We start from the raw sequence: 23,032 nt of genomic DNA on the forward strand, positions 1-23,032 counted from the left end.
CGGGGTATAGCGCAGTCCGGTAGCGCGCCTGCTTTGGGAGCAGGATGTCAGGAGTTCGAATCCCCTTACCCCGACCATTTTCTACTCATGTTGTTATGGGTTTGAAGATACAGGCCAGATGCTTCGCGCATCGAAGCCAAATGAAAAAGGCGCCCTTCGGGGCGCTTTTTTTATGCCTGAAATAAACGCGTCTGATCTGACCCCAAAAAATTGGACGAAAATTAGCTAAGCCGTGCCAGCCTTTAGAGCGCCATGTAACTCAACAAGCGGCTTAGCAAGCCCAAGCCTATTGTAACGGCCACCACCACCACGAGAAGCAGCCACGGCCGAAAAGGCTTGCGCTCGATCTGATGCTGAGATGTGTGCAGATACTCTTCGACACGTTGCTGGTCATCGGGGTTTAGGCGGCTAGTCATGTGAGCCTCATTGGATAATGAAACACGCGGATAAAAGTCAGGTCTGGATGAATTCCAGTAGTTCGACGCAGAGGGCGTCATCCAGTCGGATGATTCCGCTTTGTAGCACCCGTGCCGTAATTCCGCCATGGCCGCGTAAGGCTTGAAACGTCCCGTGGCCAAGTCGATGTTCAAGGCGGGCACAAGGCTGGCACCATCCTGTGGTTTCCAGAATCGCCTGGCCGATCTTGAAGCGTCGGCCCTTTAGACTGAATAAATTGATGCCGCTGATCACCAGGTTTCGCCGCAGGTCTTGCGGCACGATGGGGTTATCGTCGGCGCGACTTAACAACGAGCTGACTACGGCTAGATGTTCCCATTGGATCAACGTCACTTGCCTGGCGTTACGCGGGCCGGGCCGTGAATGATCACCGGTCAGCCCAGCTTCGCGGCGCGCCTCCACGGCGTCCAGCTCGATCATGTCGATGCGCGACTCTGGCCGCACGCCAATCCAGCGCACACGACCCCGCTGAGGTACGTCGGCGAGGAGTTCCTGCAACGGACTCATAGGCTGATACCTACGTCAAAAACCACGCTACGGCCAAGGTTAGTGCGTAAAAAATCCGGTGCATCGGGGTGCGCAAACAATACCCGGGCAAAGGTTGGACCGACCAATGACAATGAGCGCCAGCCTTGGCGCAAATATTCAGTCGGCGGTGGAAAATGGCTGTTCAGGTCGAGGACTTCCCGCTTGAGGCTGGCAAACGCAATGATGTCCAACTCCCCGAGGTCTAGTCCGCGTTCGCGGTAGTTGTGCGCTTTTTTACGTAGGGTCGGCGCCAAGCGCTGAAGCAGTTCTGGCGCAGAGATCCGTTTTGGCTTGGCTTCACGGCGTACCAATTGGCTCAACGAAAAAGCACTGCGCCGCCGTTGCAACTCTTCACGCCATTCGTCGTTTAAGCGCCGACCTTCATCCAGCACAAAAAACACCTCAAAGCTGGCCTCGCGAAACAGCACGTCGGGCGGCTCCTGTCCGGCCGGGGTGAAGTCTTCGTTGCGATGTGCAATGTTCAACCCTTGTAATAACCGCTGACAAACCCAGCGCTCGCGCTCCCACTTACGCGCATTGGAAAGAAATGCGTTGGCTTGTTCGGCCTGAATCGTGAGCAGGCGTAAGTAGTCAGAGTCATCCATAGGCCAAGCTTAGCGTCCAACGTGTGATAACTGAAAGCAAGAATGAGGAGGTGTAGACTTTGGAGCATTATTTAGCCCAAACCGGCAAGCCGCGATTTTGATGTTCGCGGGTGGTGACGAATTTCTCCTCTGTATAACGAAAGCGACGATAAGGAGATTTAATTGAACATTGACATCGTTTTCCTGCTCGGCGCCGCACTATGATCAGCGCCCATGTGCTCTCCCCGGAAACCATGGTCGTTGGTTGGTTGCTGTATGTACCTTTAGTGCTGTGGGCGCTATGGCGTTCACCTTGGGTCGAGTTGTTTACTGACAACCGTCGCCAGCATTTGTTTTACGGCACGGTGTTTGCGCTGTTCCTGCTATGGCTGGTGCGGCGGGATTTCGATACGGGTGTTTCTTATCACTTTATTGGCATGACCGCCGTGACCCTGCTGCTCGATTGGCCGTTGGCGATTATGGGTGGGCTATTGGCGCAATTGGGGTTGCTACTACTGGGTCGACAGGACTTTGCTGCATTGGGCGTGAACGGCCTGTTGTTGATCGCCTTGCCGGTGATGGTGACAGAGGCTTGCGCCCTGCTGGTAGAGCGCGCACGACCCAAAAATCCCTTTGTATACATCTATTGTTCAGGCTTTCTAGCTGCAGCGATATCCGCCTTGTTGTGCCTGTTGCTGGGATTGGTCCTGCTGTGGTTCGACGGGTTGTTTGCGATGCCAGAGTGGCTAGAAGACTTCGTGGGCTACCTGTGGTTGATCATCTTTCCCGAGGCGTTCATCAACGGCATGGTGGTCAGTGCGTTCGTGGTGTTTTGTCCTGAGTGGCTTGAGACATTCAATCGTACCCGATACCTGTCTGCGCCTTGGAACGAGGAAAAGCCTTCAAACAGCGACCGCTGATCATTGCAATCAGCGGTCAGGCTTGATCAATGGTCGCGGGACGGAAAATCGCCCGAGAACGACTCGTCTTCTGCGTCCGGGCCCACCGGGATCGCATGCTCTTCGGAAGCCCATGCGCCCAAATCTATCAGTTTGCAGCGATCAGAGCAGAACGGTCGAAACAGGCTGGCGGCGCTCCATTCCACAGGGGCGCCACAGGTAGGGCATTCGACGGTCAAGGGCTGGCTCATGGCTGGCCTCCATGTAAAGTTAAATAAAAATGATGCAAGCGCTCAACTTCGCTTTTAAGCCAGGCAGGATCGCGGTCGTTGACCAGCACATCATCGGCATGACTCAGGCGTAATTCGCGGTTGGCCTGGGCGTTGAGAATGGCTTTGACCTGCTCCTCGCTGGTGCTATCGCGAAGCATGGTGCGCTGGATTTGAAGATCCTCAGGAGCATCAATCACCAACACGCGCTGGGTCAGTTTGTATTGGCCTGACTCCACGAGAAGCGGCGAAACCAGAATCGCATAAGGCGATTCTGCCCGAGCCAGGTCACTCATAATCTCTTGGCCGATCAGCGGATGCAGCAAAGCCTCAAGCCAGCGCCGCTGTTCAGGGTTCTGAAAGACCAGACCGCGCAATGCGGAGCGGTCCAGTTGCCCATCCGGCTGCAACACACCAGCCCCGAAGTGCTCGACGATTTGCGCCAGTGCCGGCCGACCGGGTTCGACCACCCAGCGTGCGGCGTGGTCCGCATCCACCAAGTGCACGCCTAGGTCTGTAAAGCACTGTGCCGCTGCGCTTTTGCCGCTACCGATGCCGCCAGTGAGGCCGAGAATCCAGGGTTTGAAAGGGTTTTTGGTCATCTGAAACCGGCAAACTGCATGTAAGAGGCGGTTATTTGACCACCCCAGAGCAGCGCGATCCAGCCTGCAATCGCCAAATAAGGACCGAAGGGAATTGGTGTGCTGGTACTGGCGTTGCGCAAACGCAACATGATCAAGCCCAACACCGCGCCCACCAGCGACGCCAGCAGAATCGTCAGCGGCAGAATCTGCCAACCGCCCCATGCGCCGAGCATCGCCAGCAACTTAAAGTCGCCATAGCCCATGCCTTCCTTGCCGGTCACCAACTTAAATATCCAAAACACCAGCCACAGGCTCATGTAACCGGCCACCGCCCCCCACAAGGCATCGTGCAAGTTAGTGAACAGACCAAAAGTGTTCACAATCAACCCCAGCCACAACAAGGGCAGCACCAATGCGTCGGGCAGCAGTTGATGGTCCGCATCAATCAAACTCATCGCCAACAGGCCCCAGGCCAGTACCAACATTGCTATCGCCTGCCAACCGAACCCGAAATGCCAGGCAATAAACGCCGAAAGCAACCCGCAGGCAAGTTCAACGATTGGGTAACGTTTACTGATCGGCGCTTTACAGCCAGAGCACTTACCGCCGAGGAACAAATAACTGATCACCGGCAAGTTCTCCCACGCACGAATCTTGTGTGCGCAATGCGGGCAGCGGGAGTGGGGGAGCATCAGATTAAAGGTGTCAGGTTCCGGCTCAGCAGGGAGGGCAAGCATCTCCCTGGCTTGGGACTTCCAGTCACGGTCCAGCATGATGGGCAGGCGATAGATGACCACATTCAGGAAGCTGCCGACCAGCAGGCCTAAGACTAGAGCGCAAATAACAAAGGCCAGCGCAGAACTGGCCAGCAGATTAATGAGCGGCATGTTAAACGACGTTTCCGAGCTGGAAGATGGGAAGGTACATAGCGATGACGAGACCGCCGACTACGACGCCGAGGACGGCCATGATGAACGGCTCCATCAGTGCCGTCATGTTGTCGACCATACCGTCTACTTCATCTTCATAAAAGGTCGCGACTTTATCGAGCATTGAGTCTAAAGCGCCTGACTCTTCACCGATGGCGGTCATTTGAATTGCCAGCGTGGGAAATACCCCCGTGGTGCGCATCGAAAAATTCAGCTGCATGCCGGTGGAAACGTCGAGTTTGATTCGGTTGACGGCATTTTTGAACACCACATTGCCTGTGGCGCCCGCGACAGATTCCAGTGCTTCGACCAGCGGCACACCTGCCGCAAATGTGGTGGACAAGGTGCGGGCGTAGCGGGCGACTGACGACTTATAAATCAGGGGGCCCACAATGGGGACTTTGAGTAATGCGCGGTCTAAAGCGTCACGGAACTTCTGAGAGGTTTTGTAGGCTCGTTTAAATCCAAATATTGTAATTACAATCCCCGCGAGGACTATGTACCACCACTGCTGCAGAATCTCCGAAAGACCAATGACCATCAAGGTGAAAGCGGGTAATTTCGCGCCGAAACTGGAAAAAACTGCTTGAAATTGAGGCACAACTTTTATTAACAAAATCGCTGAAACCACCAACGCTACTATCACCACCGCGATAGGATACGTCATCGCCTTTTTTATTTTGGCTTTAAGAGCCTCTGTTTTTTCTTTATAAGTTGCAACTCGTTCCAGCAATGTTTCAAGTGCACCGGCTTGTTCGCCAGCGTCCACCAGATTGCAGTATAAATCGTCGAAATATTCCGGTTTTTTCTTGAGCGCCGAAGCGAAGCTGTTGCCGGCGGCCACTTCTTGCTTAAGCTCATTCACTAGCGCGCGCATTTTAGGATTGTCAGAGCTCTCTCCAATAATGTCGAAAGATTGCAGCAGCGGGACTCCGGCTTTCATCATTGTCGACATCTGTCGCGTGAAAAACGCAATATCGATCGGCTTTATCTTTTTGCCTTCACCAAAAATCGAGACGGTTTTCTTGCGCACTTTGACAGGTGTTATGCCTTGCTTGCGCAGTTGGGCTTTGATCAGGGCAGGGTTGTGCCCGTTCAGTTCGCCCGTCAGCTTTGCACCTTTTTTATCCGTGCCTTCCCAAGTATAAACACTGACTTTAACTGCTTTGGTCGCCATGCTTAATCCTTGGTCACACGGTTGATTTCTTCAAGGCTTGTGACGCCCTGCATAGCCTTCATTAGTCCCGACGTACGCAGGTCGTTAAAGCCGTCTTTACGCATCTGAACAGCAATATCCATTGAGTTGCCCTCTTCCATGATGAGCCGTTGCAACTCGGGGGTACTCTTCACCACCTCATAAATCCCGACACGGCCTTTGTAGCCGTTGTTGCAATGGTCACAGCCGACCGGCGAGTAAATCTTGAACGTGCCGATTTTGTCTTCGGGGAAGCCTTCTTTAATCAGCGTTTCACGGGGGATATCCGCTTCTTTCTTGCACAGTGGACACAATTTTCGTGCCAGACGTTGAGCAATGATCAGGTTGATAGCCGTTGCGATGTTGAATGCGGCTACGCCCATGTGCTGGAGGCGAGTCAAGGTTTCCGCTGCGCTGTTGGTGTGCAACGTGGACAGCACCATATGTCCGGTTTGCGAGGCTTTAATGGCAATTTCTGCCGTTTCCAAATCACGAATCTCCCCGACCATTATCACGTCCGGGTCTTGGCGCAGGAACGCGCGCAGTGCCTGTGAAAAATCCATGCCTTGGCGCGGGTTAACGTTAACCTGATTGATACCTTCCAGGTTGATCTCCACCGGGTCTTCGGCGGTGGAAATGTTGATGTCCACGGTGTTGAGAATATTCAGGCCGGTGTAAAGCGAAACGGTTTTGCCTGAACCGGTAGGCCCGGTAACCAGAATCATGCCCTGCGGCTGCTTAAGCGCATTCAAATACAGTTCTTTTTGATCGGGCTCATAGCCGAGCGCATCAATCCCCATCTGCGCACTGGACGGGTCGAGAATCCGCATCACGATCTTTTCGCCCCACAGCGTGGGCAAGGTGTTGACTCGAAAGTCGATGGCCTTGGTTTTCGAGATCCGAAGTTTAATGCGGCCATCTTGTGGGCGGCGGCGTTCGGAAATATCAAGACTGGCCATAACCTTTAATCGTGCAGCGATTCTGCTGGCCAACTGAACGGGCGGCTTGGCGACCTCGTGAAGAATGCCGTCTGTTCGTAAGCGCACCCGGTAGGTTTTTTCATAAGGTTCAAAATGCAGGTCGGATGAGCCCAGCTTAATGGCGTCCAATAGCATCTTATTAACGAAACGAACAACAGGTGCATCTTCAGCATCTTGCCCGGCGATGATGTCCTGTTTTTTATCATCCAATGATTCGATATCGAGATTTTCGAGGTCAACATCCGCCATGTCGCCCAGGCCGGCGTTGGAACCCTCGAAAAACTTTTCGATTGCATCAGTTAACTTGTCATCTTCCACCAGGATTGCTTCAGTATTAAGCCCAGTGCTGAACTGAATATCGGTAACCGCTTGGTGGTTGGTTGGGTCGGAAATCCCGACAAAGAGCTTATTGCCCCGTCTCCACAACGGCAATACATGGTGTTGGCGAATCAATTTTTCGCTGACCAACCCTTTAGGCTGTGTCTCTTTTTCCAGAGTGCTCAAGTCTAGGAAAGGCACCCCAAATTGTTCTGAAGCGATCTCCGCCAAAGCAATGCTTTTAACCAGTTTATTCTGCACCAGGTAGCTAACCAGCGATATTTTGCTGCGCTGAGCTTTTTGGTAAGCGTCTTGCGCGACTTTTTCATTGAGCAGTTCGGCGCTCACTAATTGCTTGGCCAAACCTGTAAGAGCGACATCAGTCATAAAACCACCGGACACAGACAGTGGAAGCTTTATATCGCAGTCGGAGGGTGCTGCCAAATAGCGGATGGAAATCTGACAAAATTCGTCACTTTGTGCTCTGTTGAGAACTCAGAAAAATTAACTGGGTCAGAAATGGCCCGGTTTTTCATCGATCTTGTGGTTGGCACGCTGCGTGCTTTATTCGACGTAAGCGACAGCAAATTGAACTGGAGAGACACCGATGACTTTGCAAAAAGGTTTTACACTTATCGAATTGATGATCGTTGTTGCGATCATTGGCATTTTGGCCGCAGTTGCACTTCCTGCTTACCAGAACTACACGATTAAAGCTCGATACGCTGAGGTGGTTTCAATGGCAGCTGCGTATCAAACTGCCGTGGCTTTGTGCGCTCAGGAAACGAATACATTGGCTGGCTGCAACGACGCTACGAATAACATTCCTGCTACACAGGTTACCCCAAACGTTGCCAGCGTTTCGGTTACTAATGGGAAGATTACCATTACGCCGACAAATACAACCGTCGCTACAGCTACTTTTATATTGATACCTACATTGGTTGCAGGTTCAGCTGCCATGACATGGACTCAGTCAGGTGCTTGCTTATCCTCAGCACCGATTTTGTGTAAGTTGTCTAACTAATATTACGCGATGTTGTTGGGGTTACATTTTTTAAGCCAAATCCCGATGCATCACATCGGGCGTTGTCTTTGCCAGAGTAATTTGGCCACTCACTGCTTGGGTGATAGCCTCTTTCAACCGCCGAAATAGCTCAGTCCGGTAGAGCAGCGCACTCGTAACGCGAAGGTCGTAGGTTCGATTCCTATTTTCGGCACCAAAAAAAGCCCCGATTCTCACGAATCGGGGCTTTTTCACATCTGGCGAATGCTGGTCCTCACAAACTCAAGCGCATCGACAAATCCACTGCCTTTATATCCTTGGTCAGCGCACCAATCGAAATGTAATCCACCCCGGTCTCGGCAATCGGCACCAGCGTCGTGTCATTGATCCCGCCACTGGCTTCCAGTTTCGCTCGCCCGGCGGTTATGCGCACCGCTTCACGCATGTCATCCAGGCTCAGTTCGTCAAGCATGACAATGTCGGCGCCCGCCAGCAGCGCTTGGTTGAGTTCATCAAGGCTCTCAACTTCGATCTCCACAGGTTTTCCAGGGGCGATTTTGCGAGCGGTGGCGATTGCCTGGGCGATGCCACCGCAGGCAGCGATGTGGTTTTCCTTGATCAGGAACGCGTCGAACAGGCCGATGCGGTGGTTATGGCAGCCGCCGCAGGTGACGGCATATTTCTGGGCCATGCGCAGGCCGGGCAGGGTTTTGCGCGTGTCGAGCAGTTTGACTTGGGTGCTGGCCACTTTGTCGGCGTAGTGCTGTGCACGTGTGGCAACGCCCGAGAGCAGTTGCAGGAAGTTCAGCGCACTGCGTTCGCCGGTCAACAGCGAGCGTGCCGGGCCTTCGAGGTGAAACAGCGGTTGGTTGGGTTTGACCCGCTCACCATCGACGACTTGCCAGTGCACAGCAACACGTGGGTCCAGCTGCCGAAAAACCGTATCCACCCAGGCGGTGCCGCTGATCACGGCAGCGTCACGGGTAATGATGGCGGCCTTGGCCATACGTTCTGCCGGTATCAGCTGGGCAGTAATGTCGCCACTGCCTACATCCTCTAGTAGCGCGCGGCGCACGTTGGCTTCGATTTCAGTCGTTAGGGGGGCGAGGCGTAGGTTCGGCATTTAAGACTCCACTTCTAAGTGAGTGAAGTATAAGGCACCCCATGGCAGCAACCCACCCCGCGAATAGAGGCCAGCCAGCGGCCAAGCCTGCGGTTCGTCGGTTTTGCTGGGGCCGACGAGATAGACAGTGAGATTGGCGGTCTATGCCCTGTCAGCGGCCAAAAATAGTAGAAAACACAGCTGGCTTAACTGACATCTTTTGCAAGATACTGTGTCGAGCATTTGACGTCATGTCTTTGGCGCAAAAATGTTCAAAGAAGCTGACTTTACAGATGAGCCTTGTACGTCTTGGCTGTAGAGAGTTCGCGATTGTTCTCAATGGGAGACGTTGATGCAAAACGACGGCAAAGTGGTTCCGCTCAACAAGAGTGCCCCAGAGCAGGTACCGGCCTCTTCGCTGGTTCGGATTCCCGTCGTTTTGCTACAAGTTCGAGACAAGGCTGCACAGCAGGTCAAAGATGCATTGCAGACGCTGTTCGATAACGCCGATGACACGCTGTTTGAAATGGCTGATCGTGCCCACAATAACGTTGAGCAAAACAGCTTTTTTGAGGCGATGCGCGACCTTCGCCTCAAGCGTAAAAGCATTGAGCGAGGGGTCCTCGATAAGTTTTATGAGGCCTTTTTGCGTCTTGGGCAATACGAAGTCAGTGAGCCTGAAATCGCTTCTCCGATGACCTTTGACAAGCTGGCGTTGGTACACAACGACGATCTTGAAAAAACCGTTGCTGTCGATGCGATGGTCTCTAAAGTCTTGAGCCGCGACGGTTTCGCACTTACTCAGCTGACTACCCGCTTGAATACCCTGATTCCCCAGCACCTGACAGACCTCACGAACCCAATGGGTCCGACAGCGCTGTGCGATTTTTTCTTGCAGGCCTGTCGGACCCTCATAGTTGAAATCAAGGTAAAACTGATTATTTTCAAGTTGTTTGAAAAGTACGTGCTGACCGATGCTGACCAGCTATACGACGAAGCCAATCAGCTATTGATTGCCAGCGGTATCCTTCCAGACTTGAAGGCAGCGCCGGCTCGACGGGTCTCTGACCGCGCAAGTGCCAGCGCGCGTGCACCGCAAACTGCCGAAACGGGCGATACAGCAGGCGCAGCTAGCGTTAGTCGGCAACTCGACCAAGATGTCCACGAGGTGTTCGCCGCGCTTCAGGAGTTGCTTTTATACGTACGCAGCGTCGCACCATTGCCTGAACCCAACGCCGAAGCTAAACCGATTTCCAGCCACGACTTGCTACGTCTTTTGTCGCACCTGCAACAATATGTACCTGAGCCTGAAGCGCACGATGAGTTCAACCTGCGTAATCAACTCGAAGAATTGCTTGCCCGCGTCAGCATGAAGAGTGGGAAGTTTCGTGTTGTGGGTGTCGTTGACGAGGACGTAATCAACCTTATTGCCATGCTGTTCGAGTTCATCCTCGACGACCGCAACTTGCCAGATTCGCTTAAAGCGTTGATCGGGCGTCTGCAAATACCGATGCTGAAGGTGGCAGTGATCGACAAGAGCTTTTTCAGTCGTGGAAGCCATCCAGCGCGACGCCTGCTTAACGAAATCGCCTCCGCCGCTTTAGGATGGGGTAGCCGCGACGACTATCAGCGCGACACGCTTTACTTACGAATCGAACAGATTGTGCAACGGTTGCTCAACGATTTTGTCGACGACCCAGCGATTTTTTCCGAGCTGCTGGTGGACTTTCTCGCTTTTACGGCCGACGAGCGTCGTCGCAGTGAGCTACTTGAGCAGCGTACCCGCGATGCGGAAGAGGGCCGAGCCCGAGCTGAGTTAGCACGGGAGCTTGTGCAACATGAGTTGAACCACCGCTTGTTGGGCAAAATCTTGCCTGAAGTTGTAGTACGACTGCTTCAAGAAGCATGGAGCAAGGTGCTGCTGCTGACGTGTTTGAAACACGGTGATCAGTCGCCAGAGTGGCGTGCGGGTTTGGGCGCTATGGACGATCTGATCTGGAGCGTCGAGCCACATGCGGAACCTGAAGCCCGGCAGCGATTGCTCGACCTGGTGCCCGGCTTGCTCAAATCGTTGCGCGATGGCCTGACCAGCGCGGCGTTTGATCCGTTCGCCACCGGAGACTTTTTTAGTCAGCTAGAAAGCCTGCATGTCCAGGCGTTCCAGTATTTCGCCCACCAGCAGGACGACCTTGGCGAGAGTCAGATAAAGTCAGCGTCAATCTCGGAAATGGTTGCAGTTGTCGAAGAGATTATTCTGATCGCGCCGGGCGAAAAGCCGCACAGCGACCAAGGCGTGCGTTTGGAAGACGATGACGACGCGGTGCTTGAGGTCGACAAACTGCGTATCGGCTGCTGGGTCGAAATACAGGAGGACGAGGAGCACAAACTGCGCTGTAAACTGGCGGCCATCATCGAGCCGGCCGGTCGTTACGTATTCGTTAACCGCACGGGCATGAAGGTATTGGAAAAAACCCGCATGGGCCTGGCGGTTGAGTTTCGGCGCGGCGCGGTCCGCCTGCTTGACGATGCCCTGCTGTTTGATCGTGCGCTGGAAGCAGTGATCGGCAACCTGCGGCGACTCAAAGGCGGGGCCTGATCGCCGCTATTCGACCAAGCGCTCGACACTGCGAAAACACCTGTTTGGTCGTTAACGGAAAATAGTGCTGCCCCGTATTTCTCCGTCGCGGGCATACTTGCGTTATTGATCCGCCGTTCAAGGAACCCCTCATGCAACTGGACCCTGTCAGCGGGTGGTGCCATGGCGCGAAGTCCTGCCCGTCGCCCAACTTCAATGCGCGGCCGGAGGCAGAGATTTCGCTGTTGGTGATCCATAACATCAGTTTGCCCCCCGCTCAGTTCAAGACCGGCTATGTGCAAGCGTTCTTTCAGAACCAATTGGATGTCACACAACACCCTTATTTTGAAAGCATCGCTGATTTGCGTGTGTCGGCGCATTTTTTGATTGAGCGTGACGGTATGCTCACGCAGTTCGTGTCTTGTCTGGATCGTGCCTGGCACGCGGGAATTTCCTGTTTCGAAGGGCGTGAGACCTGTAACGACTATTCCATTGGGATAGAACTGGAAGGTACCGATGAACTGGCCTTCACTGACGCTCAATACGATGCCTTGATTGAATTGACCCGCCAGTTGCAATCGACGTTTTCAGCCATTACCACGCAGCGAATTTGCGGCCACAGCGATATCGCTCCGGGACGTAAGACAGATCCGGGTCCATGCTTTGATTGGGCGCGTTTTCGAGCTGCATTGCAGGATTGAACTGAGGGACGAAGAATGAGTTTTTTGGTGTTGCTGTTGGCAGTCTGGATAGAGAAGTTCTCAGCCTTGCGCCGACGTGTTCAGCGGGATGGCCCATGGCTGCGAGAGCTGGAGAAACTTGAAATCAGCCCGCGTCTGAATACCCGGCCGTGGTTGGTCTTGGCGCTGCTGATTTTGCTGCCAGTCATACTATTAGCCTTGCTGTTGGTGGTGTTGCAGTCAGTGGCATATGGCTGGCTGGGTTTGCCTGTGCACTTACTGGTCTTGATTTACAGTTTGGGTCGCGGCGATTTATTGGCCGCTTTGGGACCGTTTCGAGATGCCTGGCGCAGAGGCGACGAGCAAGCTGCCAGCCTTGTTGCCGAACGTGACATGGGTGTCATTGCTGAAGATGGCGAACAGTTGCTCGACGGTGTTCAGCGTTATTTGATGTGGCAGGCTTATCAGAGCTTTTTTGCCGTGATTTTCTGGTATTTCCTGTTGGGGCCAGTTGCTGCCCTGAGTTACCGGTTGCTTGCCCTTGCCGTTACTCACGGTAAAAATCCCGCGTTGGTCGAGCGTGCGGCTCAACTGCACCACGCGTTTGATTGGATTCCAGTTCGACTGTTGGCCGCCAGTTTTGCCTTGGTCGGAAACTTCGTCGCGGTCAGTCGGTTAATGCTGCATGAGTTGCTCAACTGGAATATCAGCGCCGCAGAACTGGTGACAAAAACCGGCCAAGTAGCCAGTGAGATTTCGACCCCTGTTGTAGGGGCAGAGGGTGTGGCTAACCTTGATGCGCTATGGGAATTGCTGTTGCGCTCGGCGGTGGTTTGGTACGCAGGGTTTGCGTTGTGGACATTGTTGATTTAAGCGGTTTTTTGGTCCGGCCGCATCAGGCCACTAGTGAATGAATAGGCTCCCGCAGGGGATTTCTGATTGCCTGCGGGACCGATTTCATTCGGGCAGCGTTTTACCTGATGCATCTCGTTCGTTTACCTTTACTTACAAAACTTGCGCTGGATATCAGGTATACAGATAACATCGCGAATAGTGGCTTTGCGCTATTTCGACGAATCGCTGCACCCCTAAAAAATAAGAAAAAGGGAGCGTTCTTGTGAAGAGTCTTTTGTACCCGGCGATTGCGTTGATGAACCGCCTGAGCTTCGCAATGAAGTTCACTCTCATCAGTATTCTGTTTTTCCTGCCTATGTTAGTGACTAACTTCTATTTGGTCAGGGATTCCTATCGGGAGTTCGTGGGCACTCGGACCGAGCTGCAAAGTATCGAACGGGTAGGCGCTAGTCTAAACCTGAGGCGGGATTTGGAAACCCTCGACGGGCTGGTCGGGATGAATGTAGTGCTTGGCCAGGCCAGTCAATTCGAAGCCTTGAATTTGCGAATTTCCGCTTTGGAAATTACTGTGATGAGCACGCTAAAGAGCCTGAAAGCGCCCACGGAAGATGCGGCCCAGGTCGTTGCCTTTAACACCAAGCGTGATGAACTGCTGTCCGACTTCAAGGCGCAACAGGCCGAGTCTTCGCTGCAAAGCAAAAGCGGCATGGTGTCGCGATTGCTAAGCAAGGCGCAGACCTTCAGCAAAGTAGTCGTTAGCCAAGCGGGTCTTAGTCAGGACAGCAGCAGCGACGTGCGGCAACTGGTCGATTTGATCACCAGCGTTACCCCCTTGATCACTCAGGCCATCGGCGACGGTCGGACGATGGGTTCGTATTCATTGGGGCAGGGCATGATCAACTCATCGGCCAGTAACCGCTTCGATGAGCTATTGCAGCAACTTGAACGCATCCAGGGTGATTACGCGTTAAAGCTGCAAGACGCCATCGGCAATAGCGTCGCTGCACGCAACGCACTACAGGCCCAAGCGCAGGCCAGCTTGGCGACACTTAAACAAAGCAGTGAGTTATTCGAGCAGCAGGTGGTGTCGGCTGAGAGCTTGAATGCGCCGTGGGAGAAGTTTTATGAGCAGGCTAGCGGGCTGATCGCCAAAACGTACCAATTGGACGATGCGACCCTGACCTTCCTGAGCCAGGAACTGCAAGGTCGGCTAGTGGAAAATCGCCAACACACGATTTATTTGGTGCTGGCGCTGGCGGGGGCGTTCTTACTGATTGTTTATCTGTATAGCGGGTTCTATGCCTCTACCCGCACCACGCTAAAGCAGCTGGGCGATGTTATGGAAAAGGTCGCTGCGGGTGATATGACCGCCAGCTTCACTGCGCGCAGCCATGATGAGTTGGGTGAACTCGGTCGAGTGTTCAACGGTACGGTGAAAAAAATCCATGACCTGATCGAGTTAGTAAGCAGGACCGTCAGCGAGGTTGAACGGCAAGCCGGTCAGGTCGAATCCGTGTCCGCGGTGAGTAATCAGGCAGTGGCGGGGCAGCGCAGCCAGATCGAATTAGTGGCGACGGCGATGAATCAGATGTCGGCCACGGCGCAAGAGGTAGCGCGCAGTGCGACTGCAGCAGTCAACAGTGCGCACAGCGTCAATCAGGAAACAGTCAGCGGTCGTGGCTTGGTTGAGTCCCAGCAGAGCAGCATTTCCCGGCTCGCTAGCGAGATTGATCAATCGGTGCTAGTGATCAATCAATTGGCTACCGACAGCTCGTCTATCAGCCGGGTTCTGGATGTGATCAAAAGTATTGCCGAGCAAACCAATTTGCTGGCGCTTAACGCCGCGATCGAAGCCGCGCGAGCGGGGGAGCAAGGCCGGGGTTTTGCGGTGGTGGCGGATGAGGTTCGCACCCTGGCAAAGCGTACGCAGCAATCTACCGAGGAAATCGAGCAGATGATCGCCAAATTGCAGAACGGCGTAGGGGCGGCGGTCAAAGCCATGGGTGTCAGCCATGAAATGGCTAACGGCACCGTAGGCCAATCGGAGAAGGTCCAACAAGCGCTGGAAAACATACTTGGCGCCGTGAGTATGATCGTCAATCAAAATCAGCAGATTGCAGCGGCCGTAGAACAACAAACGGCTGTTGCCCATGACATTGATCGAAACATTGTCGAGATTAATCGAGCAGGTGAACGCACCGCAGAAGGTGCGAATCAAACGGAACACGCCAGCCGCCAGTTATCGGCGCAAGTTGTGGAGCTGAAACAGCTGATCAGTGCGTTTCGGGTATGACGCTGCCTATTTCCAGTTGAACAGCTCGTAAGCGTTGCGAGTGCTGGCGTTGGCCAAATCCTCGGCGGGCAGGCCCATCAATCGGGCCAGCGCCAGGCAGATATCTGGCAGATGCTCAGGGCTGTTGCGCTGGTTGGGGTACATGGCGGGCGCCATGTCTGGGGCGTCGGTTTCCAGTACGACGCTCTCCAGCGGCAGTTCGGCGATAACCCGGTGCATGCGCAGCGCTTGTGGCCAGGTCGCTGCGCCGCCCAAGCCGAGTTTGAAACCCAGCTTGATGTATTCACGCGCCTCTTCCCGACTTCCCGCAAAAGCATGAATGATTCCGCCGCGCTTGAGCTTAAAGCGTTTAAGCGTGTCTATCACGCTGGCGTGGCTGCGGCGCACATGTATAAGAGCCGGTAACTTGAAGTCGACGGCCAGTTGCAGTTGCGCCTCGAATAGTCTTTGCTGCTGATGCCGGTCTAATGTTTCAACAAAGTAATCCAGTCCGATTTCACCCACCGCGCACACCTGTGGATGACCCTTTAAGCGAGTCAGCCAATCGCCCAACTCCACCACGTGCGCGGGCAGGTGCTGATCAATGTAAAGCGGATGCAGACCGAATGCTGCGAACAAGGCGGCGTCATTTTGCGTCAAATCCCAAACTCGCTGCCAATTACGCTGACATACACCCAGCACCACCATCCGTTCGACACCCAGCGCTCGACAGTTTTCCAGCAGTGTCGGGCGGTCAGCGTCGAAATCCGGAAAGTCCAGATGAGTGTGAGTGTCGATCATCGTCACGCTCATGCCTCGTGGATTCGTTGTTTGAAAGTCCGCGCAATGGCATGCACGCCGGGTTGATAGTCGTCCTTTTCCACCGCTGCCAAGGCCAACGACAATGCTTTGTCAGCGATCAGTTGGTGTTGTTGCGCCATGGCATTGACCGGCAGCGGCAGGAAATCCAGTAACTGAGTATCGCCGAAGGTGGCCAAATGCAGATGCTCCGGGTTCAGCGACTGGCTGTGCAGAACATCAAAAATGCCTTGCAACAGTACGTAGGACGTCGTGATAAGCGCGTCGGGTAACTGGCCTCGGCGCGCTAACAGTTCGCTCGCCAGACGCTGACCGCACTTACGGCTGAAGACCTCGCCTTGTTGAACAATGATTTCGCCACTAAAGCCTTCAAGCGCTTGCTCGAAACCGGCAGTACGGATCTGACTGACGATCAGTTCCGGGTGTGCGCTAATCAGCGCTATGTTCCGTGGCGCTAGTTTTAGCAGGCTTTGGGTCAATTGCAGGCTGGCCGCTCGGTCGTCGCTGACCACTGAACAGAAGTGCGCAGGGTCCATCTGGCGGTCCAGCGCGATAATCGGAAGGCCTGCTTTTTGCAGCTCACGGTAGCTGTCGTCATCGTACGGCAGGCAACTGGCGACAAAGAGCGCGTCGCAACGCCGAGCGCGGAAGAGCTGCAACAGCTGCAATTCACTGGCTGGCGAGTCGTCGGAACTAGCAATCAGCAGTTGATAACCTTGAGCGCGGGCGCCTTGTTCTAGCAGTTTGGCGATCCGTGCGTAGCTGGGATTTTCCAGGTCCGGCAGGATAAATCCTAGTGTGCGGGTATGACGGCTGCGCAAACCGGCGGCTTGTGGGTTGGGGCGAAAGTCGTGCTGATCAACCACCTTGCGCACGCGTTCGACCGTCGCGCTGCTGATGCGTTGTTGTTCGGCTTTGCCGTTGATGACGTAGCTGGCGGTGGTAACGGAAACACCGGCCAGACGAGCTATATCACTGAGTTTCAACCCAAATATCCTTTTTGTTGTTGGATTGCCTGGTGTCTGAAATACCGCTGCTGCGGGTCACCCCTGCTGACGCCTACTCTCAGGCACTTATTCAGAAGAGACCTTGGCAAAACACAAATCTCTCAGTTATTTCGCGCATCCCTTTGAAAACCGTCCTGCCCATATGACGGTTGGGCTTCAACGGCCGCAGATTATCGAGTAACGTGCCGGACTTGATAGATTAATCGATTCAGCTATAGAAATAATTCTTCTGCACTACTCGCTTCGAGGCGGTCAGATAGTTATTCCGCGCCTGCTAGTAGTCGTGGATGCGCAGATGTGTGAATGCAGTCCCTAAACAAAAAGGAGAAAAGTATGCTCGAACTCACCGTAGAGCAGATATCCATGGGCCAAACGGCTATGGACAAGTCTGCTGCATTGCAATTGTTGGCCAGCAAGCTGGTCGCCGATGGCTTGGTGGCAGAGGGTTATCTTCTAGGACTGCAAAGCCGAGAAGCTCAGGGATCAACGTTTCTAGGCCAAGGCATCGCCATTCCCCACGGCACTCCGCAAACACGCGATCAAGTCTATGCCACTGGCGTGCGCCTGTTGCAGTTCCCCAACGGCGTGGACTGGGGTGAGGGGCAGATCGTGTATCTGGCCATCGGTATCGCGGCTAAAACCGATGAACACTTACGCTTGTTGCAACTGCTCACTCGGGCGCTAGGAGACGCGGACTTGGGTGAAGCGTTGCGTCAGGCAGCATCCCCCGAAGCGTTGATTGAGTTATTGCAGGGCGCTCCGCAAGCGTTGGCACTTGATGCGCAGTTGATCGGCCTCGGTGTCTCGGCAGATGACTTCGAAGAGCTGGTGTGGCGTGGTGCGCGTCTTTTGCGCAAAGCCGACTGTGTGAGCAACGGCTTCGCGGCCGTACTGCAACAGGTTGAAGCGTTGCCACTGGGTGACGGCCTTTGGTGGCTGCACAGCGAGCAAACCGTCAAGCGTCCCGGCTTGGCCTTTGTCACCCCAGACAAACCGATTCGTTTTTTGGGTAAGCCGCTCACCGGTTTATTTTGCCTCGCCAGCATGGGTGAGGCTCATCAAGCACTCCTTGAGCGCTTGTGTTCGGTGCTGGTCGAAGGCCGAGGCCGCGAACTAGGGCTGGCCACCAGCAGTCACGCGGTCTTGGCGGTGTTGGGCTGCCAATTACCAGAAGATTGGCCCAGCCAGCGGGTGACACTTGCCAATGCTCACGGCCTTCATGCTCGACCGGCGAAGACTCTGGCGCAACTGGCAAAAAGCTTCGAAGGCGAGATTCGCGTACGCGTTGTGGAAAGTGGTGAAAGTGCTGTGTCGGTCAAAAGCCTGACCAGGTTGCTCAGTCTAGGCGCACGCCATGGGCAAACGCTGGAGTTCACGGTTGACCCCATGGTCGCCGCCGATGCTTTGCCGGCCTTGATTGCAGCGGTTCAAGAGGGATTGGGCGAGGAAAGTGAGGCGCTTTCCCGCCCGCTCTCGAAGACCGACATGGCTGCCGTCGAGTCACCCGTGGAGACGGAGCCAAAGACGATCGCGCCAAGCGTGATTGCCCCCGCTGATGGCAGCGTAATCCAGGCCATTGCTGCGGCTCCTGGTATTGCGGTGGGACCGGCGCACGTTCCAGTGGCGCATCAGTTTGACTATCCCTTGAGGGGTGAATCTAGCGCGGCTGAGCATCAACGCCTGCAATTGGCATTGTTTGCGGTTCGTCAGGACCTTGAGGGGCTAATCCAGCGCGCTAATGCCAAGGCGATTCGTGAGATTTTTATCACTCACCAAGAAATGCTCGACGATCCCGGCCTTACCGATGAAGTCTGCGCACGCTTAGAGCAAGGCGAAAGTGCACCTGCGGCCTGGGTCGGCGTCGTGGAAGCAGCCGCCCTGCGGCAGGAGCAATTGCATGATGCACTGCTGGCGGAACGTGCCGCAGACCTGCGAGACATCGGGCGCCGGTTGCTGGCACAGTTATGCGGCGTCGAAACTGTCGTCGAGCCCGAGCAACCTTACATCCTGGTCATGGATGAAGTCGGTCCGTCCGATGTCGCACGCCTCAATCCCGCACGGGTGGCAGGCATTCTGACAGCCCGTGGCGGCGCTACCGCGCACAGCGCCATTGTTGCCCGAGCCCTAGGCATTCCGGCGGTGGTGGGTGCGGGCAATGCAGTGTTACTGATCAAGCCCGGCACCCCGCTGCTGCTCGACGGGTTACGCGGGCGACTCAGCGTCGCGCCAGACACCGCTAGTTTGCAGCGCGCCATCCTTGAGCGTGATACCCGTATCAAACGCTTAAACGCTGCGGCAGCATTACGCCTTGAGCCTGCACTCACCCGTGACGGACACGCCGTGGAGGTGTTCGCCAATATCGGCGATAGCGCCAGTACCGCAGTGGCTGTTGAGCAAGGCGCGGAGGGCATTGGCCTTTTGCGCACCGAGCTTATTTTCATGGCCCATACTCAGGCGCCAAACGAAGCCACCCAAGAAATTGAATATCGACGCGTATTTGATGCACTCCAAGGCAGGCCGCTGGTGGTGCGAACGCTAGACGTGGGTGGCGATAAACCCTTGCCGTACTGGCCGATGGACAAGGAAGAGAATCCATTCTTGGGCGTAAGAGGTATTCGTCTGACCTTGCAGCGGCCGGAAATCATGGAAAGCCAGCTCCGCGCCCTATTACGTGCTGCCGACAATCGCCCGTTGCGGATCATGTTTCCCATGGTGGGCACTGTTGAAGAGTGGCGCCAGGCCCGAGATATGGCCCTGCGTTTGCGTGAAGAAATCCCCGTGGCGGACCTGCAACTAGGGATCATGATCGAAGTGCCGTCGGCCGCATTATTGGCGCCAGTGCTAGCCCGTGAAGTGGATTTTTTCAGTGTTGGCACCAACGACCTGACTCAGTACACCCTCGCCATCGACCGCGGCCATCCGACATTGTCGGGGCAAGCGGATGGCTTGCACCCTGCGGTGCTGCAACTGATCGACATCACCGTGCGCGCTGCGCATGCCCATGGTAAATGGGTCGGCGTCTGCGGTGAGTTGGCCGCTGATCCCAGGGCAGTGGTACTGCTAGTGGGATTGGGCGTCGATGAGTTAAGTGTTGCGGCGCGCAGCATTGGCGAAGTCAAAGCCTGCGTTCGTGAGTTGAGCCTGGGCGACGTGCAGCACCTGGCGCGCCGTGCGTTGACCCTCGGGACAGCCAGCGAAGTGCGCGCGCTCGTTGAAACGCTGTCGGCGGATGCTCGGCTTTTGGAGACTTTATAATGGCGAAAATTCTAACCCTGACACTAAATCCTGCGCTGGACCTCACTGTGCAAATGGGGCCGTTGCAGGCGGGGCAGGTCAATCGTAGCCACGCCATGTTCAGTCATGCTGCGGGCAAAGGTCTCAACGTCGCGCAAGTGCTAGCCGATTTAGGACACCAGTTGACGGTGGGTGGATTTCTCGGCATCGACAATCAGCAGCCGTTTGAGACGTTGTTTGCCAAGCGGCGGTTTGTCGATGAATTCGTGCGGGTGCCTGGTGAAACCCGCAGCAACATCAAATTGGCAGAGACCAGCGGGCGCATTACTGATTTGAACGGGCCGGGGCCACAGGTTGGTGAAGATGCGCAACATGAGTTGATGACGCGTCTGGAGCAAATTGCTGGGGGTTTTGACGCCGTCGTCCTAGCCGGCAGCTTGCCGCGCGGTGTCAGCCCAGAATGGCTGCGAGCGCTACTGCTGCGTCTTAACGGTCTGGGCCTGAAGGTTGCCGTCGATACCAGCGGGTTGGCGTTGCGCGCTGCATTGTCGGCGAGCCCTTGGCTGATCAAACCCAATACCGAAGAGCTCGCTGAAGCTCTGGATTCTCCGATTATCTCAATTGAGGCCCAAGCCGAGGTTGCTGCCCGTTTGCATACGCAAGGCATCAAGCATGTGGTGATTTCCCAAGGCTCGGAAGGGGTGCACTGGTTCAGTTCTGGCGTGGCGCTGCAAGCATTGCCACCCAAGGTGGTGGTTGCCAGCACTGTCGGGGCAGGGGATTCATTGCTGGCGGGCATGGTTCATGGGCTGCTAAGCGGCCATTCGCCCCAGCAGACTTTGCGTACAGCCACGGCAATTGCGGCAATGGCGGTAACTCAGATCGGTTTTGGCATTGGTGATTTGGCGCAACTGAAGTTGCTAGAAAAAGGCGTCAACGTGTGCGCTTTGACAGAACAATAAGAAGGATTGTGACCCATGAAGTTAGCGATTATTACGGCCTGTCCCAATGGCAAAATCAGCAGCGTCCTCAGCGCCCGGTTAATGGAGGCTGCCGCGCAGCGCCTGGGTTGGCAAACCAGCGTCGAAATCCACAAGCCTGATCTGCCTGATAATCAACTCTCGCCCGAAGTGATCGTCGCTGCTGATTGGGTGTTGGTGGTCAGTACCGGTGCTTTGGATTTGAGTCGGTTTGTGGGTAAACGTCTTTTTCAAACCACGCCGGCTCACGCATTAGCGGACGCTGAAGGCTTCCTGCGTACGGCCGCTGAGCGCGCCATCGTGCACGTCCACCAGGCCGTTGATGCTTCGCCTTCAATAACCGCCAGCGTCAGACCTCCACGTTTGGTCGCAGTCACCGCCTGCCCCACTGGGGTTGCTCACACATTTATGGCGGCAGAAGCTATTCAGCAGGCGGCCAAGCGGCTGGGTTATGAACTGCAGGTAGAAACACAGGGCTCGGTGGGTGCGCGCAACCCGCTGGGCGTTCAAGCCATTTCTGAAGCGGATGTGGTGTTGCTGGCTGCGGATATCGAGGTCAATACCGAGCGGTTTGTCGGGAAGCGAATTTATCGCTGCGGCACCGGCATTGCCCTTAAGCAAGCGGAGGCTACGTTAAAAGCTGCCTTGGCTGAAGGCGCGGTGGAGTCTGCGGTGGGTGCACACGCGGCGCCGCGTAAAAAAGAGAGAACCGGCGTCTATAAACACCTGCTGACGGGTGTGTCGTTCATGTTGCCGATGGTGGTGGCGGGCGGTCTGTTGATCGCATTGTCGTTCGTATTCGGGATCCACGCGTATGAAGATCAAGGCACGTTAGCCGCAGCGTTGATGAAAATCGGCGGCGATACAGCGTTCAAGTTAATGGTGCCCTTGCTGGCGGGTTACATCGCTTATTCAATTGCGGACCGTCCGGGCCTCGCCCCGGGAATGATCGGGGGTTTGCTAGCCAGCACCTTGGGTGCGGGGTTTATTGGCGGGATCATTGCCGGTTTTCTGGCGGGTTACAGCGCCTGGGCGGTTAACCGATATGCGCGCTTGCCAGCTAGCCTGGAAGCGCTTAAGCCGATTTTGATCATTCCGTTGTTGGCGAGTTTGTTCACTGGTTTGGTAATGATCTATGTGGTCGGCACCCCCGTGGCGGCGATGCTGCAAGGCTTGACGCATTTCCTCGACAGCATGGGTACCACCAATGCGGTGCTGTTGGGCGTGTTGCTCGGCGCGATGATGTGTGTCGACTTGGGCGGCCCGATCAACAAAGCGTCTTACGCATTTTCAGTCGGGCTGCTGGCGTCGCAGAGCTATGCACCCATGGCCGCTGCCATGGCTGCGGGTATGGTGCCGCCCATCGGCATGGCCATCGCCAGCGTCATTGCGAGTCACAAATTTGCGCAGAGCGAGCGCGAGGCGGGCAAGGCTGCACTGGTGCTGGGCCTATGTTTTATTTCTGAAGGGGCGATTCCATTTGCAGCGAAAGACCCGTTGCGTGTAATCCCGGCCAGCGTCGCGGGTGGCGCACTGACGGGAGCATTGTCGATGCTCTTCGGCTGCAAGCTGATGGCACCCCACGGCGGATTGTTCGTAATGTTGATCCCCAATGCGATCAATCATGCCTTGCTGTACCTGCTCGCCATTGTGGCTGGCAGTGTGCTAACCGGCGTGTCGTATGCGCTGCTGAAGCGCCCGGAAGTGGTTGAGATGGAAGGGGTTACAGTGGTGTAACAAATGACCGTGGACCCCAATCA

General features: G+C 55.1%; 20 protein-coding genes, 2 tRNA genes and 1 pseudogene. 12 read left to right on the forward strand and 11 right to left on the reverse strand.

The window, feature by feature from the left end; all coding sequences use genetic code 11:
* Window positions 1-77: transfer RNA gene (locus tag QN378_RS20940), tRNA-Pro, on the forward strand.
* A 165-nt stretch (window positions 78-242) separates the two neighbouring features.
* Here the strand turns inward: QN378_RS20940 and QN378_RS20945 are convergent.
* The 3 genes from QN378_RS20945 to QN378_RS20955 are packed head-to-tail and all read right to left on the reverse strand — an operon-like array spanning window position 243 to window position 1,589.
* The gene (locus QN378_RS20945; RefSeq protein WP_323546685.1) at window positions 243-416 is read right to left on the reverse strand and encodes a DUF3094 family protein; all 174 of its coding nucleotides are present in this window, start codon (window positions 414-416) and stop codon (window positions 243-245) included.
* A gap of 37 nt (window positions 417-453) precedes the next feature.
* Window positions 454-963, reverse strand: coding sequence for an MOSC domain-containing protein (locus QN378_RS20950; RefSeq protein WP_322205417.1), 510 nt, complete (start codon window positions 961-963; stop codon window positions 454-456).
* Window positions 960-1,589 carry a DUF1780 domain-containing protein gene (locus tag QN378_RS20955; protein ID WP_323546687.1) on the reverse strand — a complete coding sequence of 210 codons (630 nt, stop codon included), beginning with the start codon at window positions 1,587-1,589 and terminating at the stop codon, window positions 960-962. Before QN378_RS20955 ends, QN378_RS20950 begins: the two co-directional genes overlap by 4 nt.
* 200 nt (window positions 1,590-1,789) lie before the next feature.
* Here QN378_RS20955 and QN378_RS20960 point away from each other — a divergent pair, with 200 nt between their 5' ends.
* Window positions 1,790-2,488, forward strand: coding sequence for an energy-coupling factor ABC transporter permease (locus QN378_RS20960; RefSeq protein WP_322205415.1), 699 nt, complete (start codon window positions 1,790-1,792; stop codon window positions 2,486-2,488).
* Window positions 2,489-2,514: 26 nt separating this feature from the next.
* Here the strand turns inward: QN378_RS20960 and yacG are convergent, their stop codons facing one another.
* From yacG to pilB, 5 genes are read right to left on the reverse strand one after another with little or no spacing between them, the layout of a single operon-like run.
* On the reverse strand, window positions 2,515-2,718 hold the full coding sequence (yacG, locus tag QN378_RS20965) for a DNA gyrase inhibitor YacG (protein ID WP_322205414.1): 204 nt from the start codon (window positions 2,716-2,718) through the stop codon (window positions 2,515-2,517).
* Window positions 2,715-3,338, reverse strand: coding sequence for a dephospho-CoA kinase (gene coaE / locus QN378_RS20970; protein ID WP_322205413.1), 624 nt, complete (start codon window positions 3,336-3,338; stop codon window positions 2,715-2,717). The genes yacG and coaE overlap by 4 nt, the downstream gene beginning before the upstream one ends.
* Window positions 3,335-4,207, reverse strand: coding sequence for an A24 family peptidase (locus tag QN378_RS20975; RefSeq protein WP_323546690.1), 873 nt, complete (start codon window positions 4,205-4,207; stop codon window positions 3,335-3,337). Before QN378_RS20975 ends, coaE begins: the two co-directional genes overlap by 4 nt.
* 1 nt (window position 4,208) lies before the next feature.
* Window positions 4,209-5,426 (reverse strand): type II secretion system F family protein, encoded by a 1,218-nt coding sequence (locus QN378_RS20980; RefSeq protein WP_323546692.1) that lies wholly within the window; start codon window positions 5,424-5,426, stop codon window positions 4,209-4,211.
* 2 nt (window positions 5,427-5,428) lie between these two features.
* Window positions 5,429-7,129: a type IV-A pilus assembly ATPase PilB gene (gene pilB, locus QN378_RS20985; protein WP_323546694.1), complete on the reverse strand. Its 1,701-nt coding sequence runs from the start codon at window positions 7,127-7,129 to the stop codon at window positions 5,429-5,431.
* A 220-nt stretch (window positions 7,130-7,349) separates the two neighbouring features.
* Here pilB and QN378_RS20990 point away from each other — a divergent pair, with 220 nt between their 5' ends.
* On the forward strand, window positions 7,350-7,769 hold the full coding sequence (locus QN378_RS20990; RefSeq protein WP_323546696.1) for a prepilin-type N-terminal cleavage/methylation domain-containing protein: 420 nt from the start codon (window positions 7,350-7,352) through the stop codon (window positions 7,767-7,769).
* Window positions 7,770-7,888: 119 nt separating this feature from the next.
* Window positions 7,889-7,965: transfer RNA gene (locus tag QN378_RS20995), tRNA-Thr, on the forward strand.
* Window positions 7,966-8,022: 57 nt separating this feature from the next.
* Here the strand turns inward: QN378_RS20995 and nadC are convergent.
* Window positions 8,023-8,871, reverse strand: coding sequence for a carboxylating nicotinate-nucleotide diphosphorylase (nadC, locus tag QN378_RS21000; RefSeq protein WP_323546698.1), 849 nt, complete (start codon window positions 8,869-8,871; stop codon window positions 8,023-8,025).
* 331 nt (window positions 8,872-9,202) lie between these two features.
* Here nadC and QN378_RS21005 point away from each other — a divergent pair, with 331 nt between their 5' ends.
* The 5 genes and pseudogenes from QN378_RS21005 to QN378_RS23685 all read left to right on the forward strand — a co-directional run bounded on the left by QN378_RS21005 (window position 9,203) and on the right by QN378_RS23685 (window position 15,253).
* Window positions 9,203-11,446 (forward strand): DUF1631 domain-containing protein, encoded by a 2,244-nt coding sequence (locus tag QN378_RS21005; RefSeq protein ID WP_323546699.1) that lies wholly within the window; start codon window positions 9,203-9,205, stop codon window positions 11,444-11,446.
* A gap of 131 nt (window positions 11,447-11,577) precedes the next feature.
* On the forward strand, window positions 11,578-12,126 hold the full coding sequence (gene ampD / locus QN378_RS21010; RefSeq protein WP_322205406.1) for a 1,6-anhydro-N-acetylmuramyl-L-alanine amidase AmpD: 549 nt from the start codon (window positions 11,578-11,580) through the stop codon (window positions 12,124-12,126).
* 15 nt (window positions 12,127-12,141) lie between these two features.
* Entirely contained in the window at window positions 12,142-12,978 is an 837-nt protein-coding gene (gene ampE, locus QN378_RS21015; protein ID WP_323546701.1) for a regulatory signaling modulator protein AmpE, read from the forward strand.
* An 874-nt stretch (window positions 12,979-13,852) separates the two neighbouring features.
* Window positions 13,853-14,395 (forward strand): annotated as a pseudogene (locus tag QN378_RS23680) (HAMP domain-containing protein); the annotation flags it as partial.
* Between the two features lie 153 nt (window positions 14,396-14,548).
* Complete coding sequence (locus QN378_RS23685; protein ID WP_416350617.1) at window positions 14,549-15,253, forward strand: methyl-accepting chemotaxis protein; 705 nt, start codon at window positions 14,549-14,551, stop codon at window positions 15,251-15,253.
* 6 nt (window positions 15,254-15,259) lie between these two features.
* On the opposite strand, the gene QN378_RS21025 is transcribed toward QN378_RS23685, so the two are convergent.
* Window positions 15,260-16,045, reverse strand: a complete 786-nt coding sequence (locus tag QN378_RS21025; RefSeq protein WP_323546704.1) for a TatD family hydrolase — start codon at window positions 16,043-16,045, stop codon at window positions 15,260-15,262.
* Entirely contained in the window at window positions 16,042-17,037 is a 996-nt protein-coding gene (gene cra / locus QN378_RS21030) for a catabolite repressor/activator (protein ID WP_323546706.1), read from the reverse strand. Before cra ends, QN378_RS21025 begins: the two co-directional genes overlap by 4 nt.
* Window positions 17,038-17,391: 354 nt before the next feature.
* On the opposite strand from cra, the gene ptsP reads away from it, so the two are divergent.
* From ptsP to QN378_RS21045, 3 genes are read left to right on the forward strand one after another with little or no spacing between them, the layout of a single operon-like run.
* On the forward strand, window positions 17,392-20,313 hold the full coding sequence (ptsP, locus tag QN378_RS21035; protein WP_323546707.1) for a phosphoenolpyruvate--protein phosphotransferase: 2,922 nt from the start codon (window positions 17,392-17,394) through the stop codon (window positions 20,311-20,313).
* Window positions 20,313-21,254 (forward strand): 1-phosphofructokinase, encoded by a 942-nt coding sequence (pfkB, locus tag QN378_RS21040; RefSeq protein ID WP_323546709.1) that lies wholly within the window; start codon window positions 20,313-20,315, stop codon window positions 21,252-21,254. Before ptsP ends, pfkB begins: the two co-directional genes overlap by 1 nt.
* Before the next feature lie 15 nt (window positions 21,255-21,269).
* Entirely contained in the window at window positions 21,270-23,009 is a 1,740-nt protein-coding gene (locus tag QN378_RS21045; RefSeq protein WP_323546711.1) for a PTS fructose-like transporter subunit IIB, read from the forward strand.
* Window positions 23,010-23,032: the final 23 nt, after the last annotated feature.

The sequence above is a fragment of the Pseudomonas sp. 10S5 genome, assembly GCF_035019745.1.
Classification (GTDB): Bacteria; Pseudomonadota; Gammaproteobacteria; order Pseudomonadales; family Pseudomonadaceae; genus Aquipseudomonas.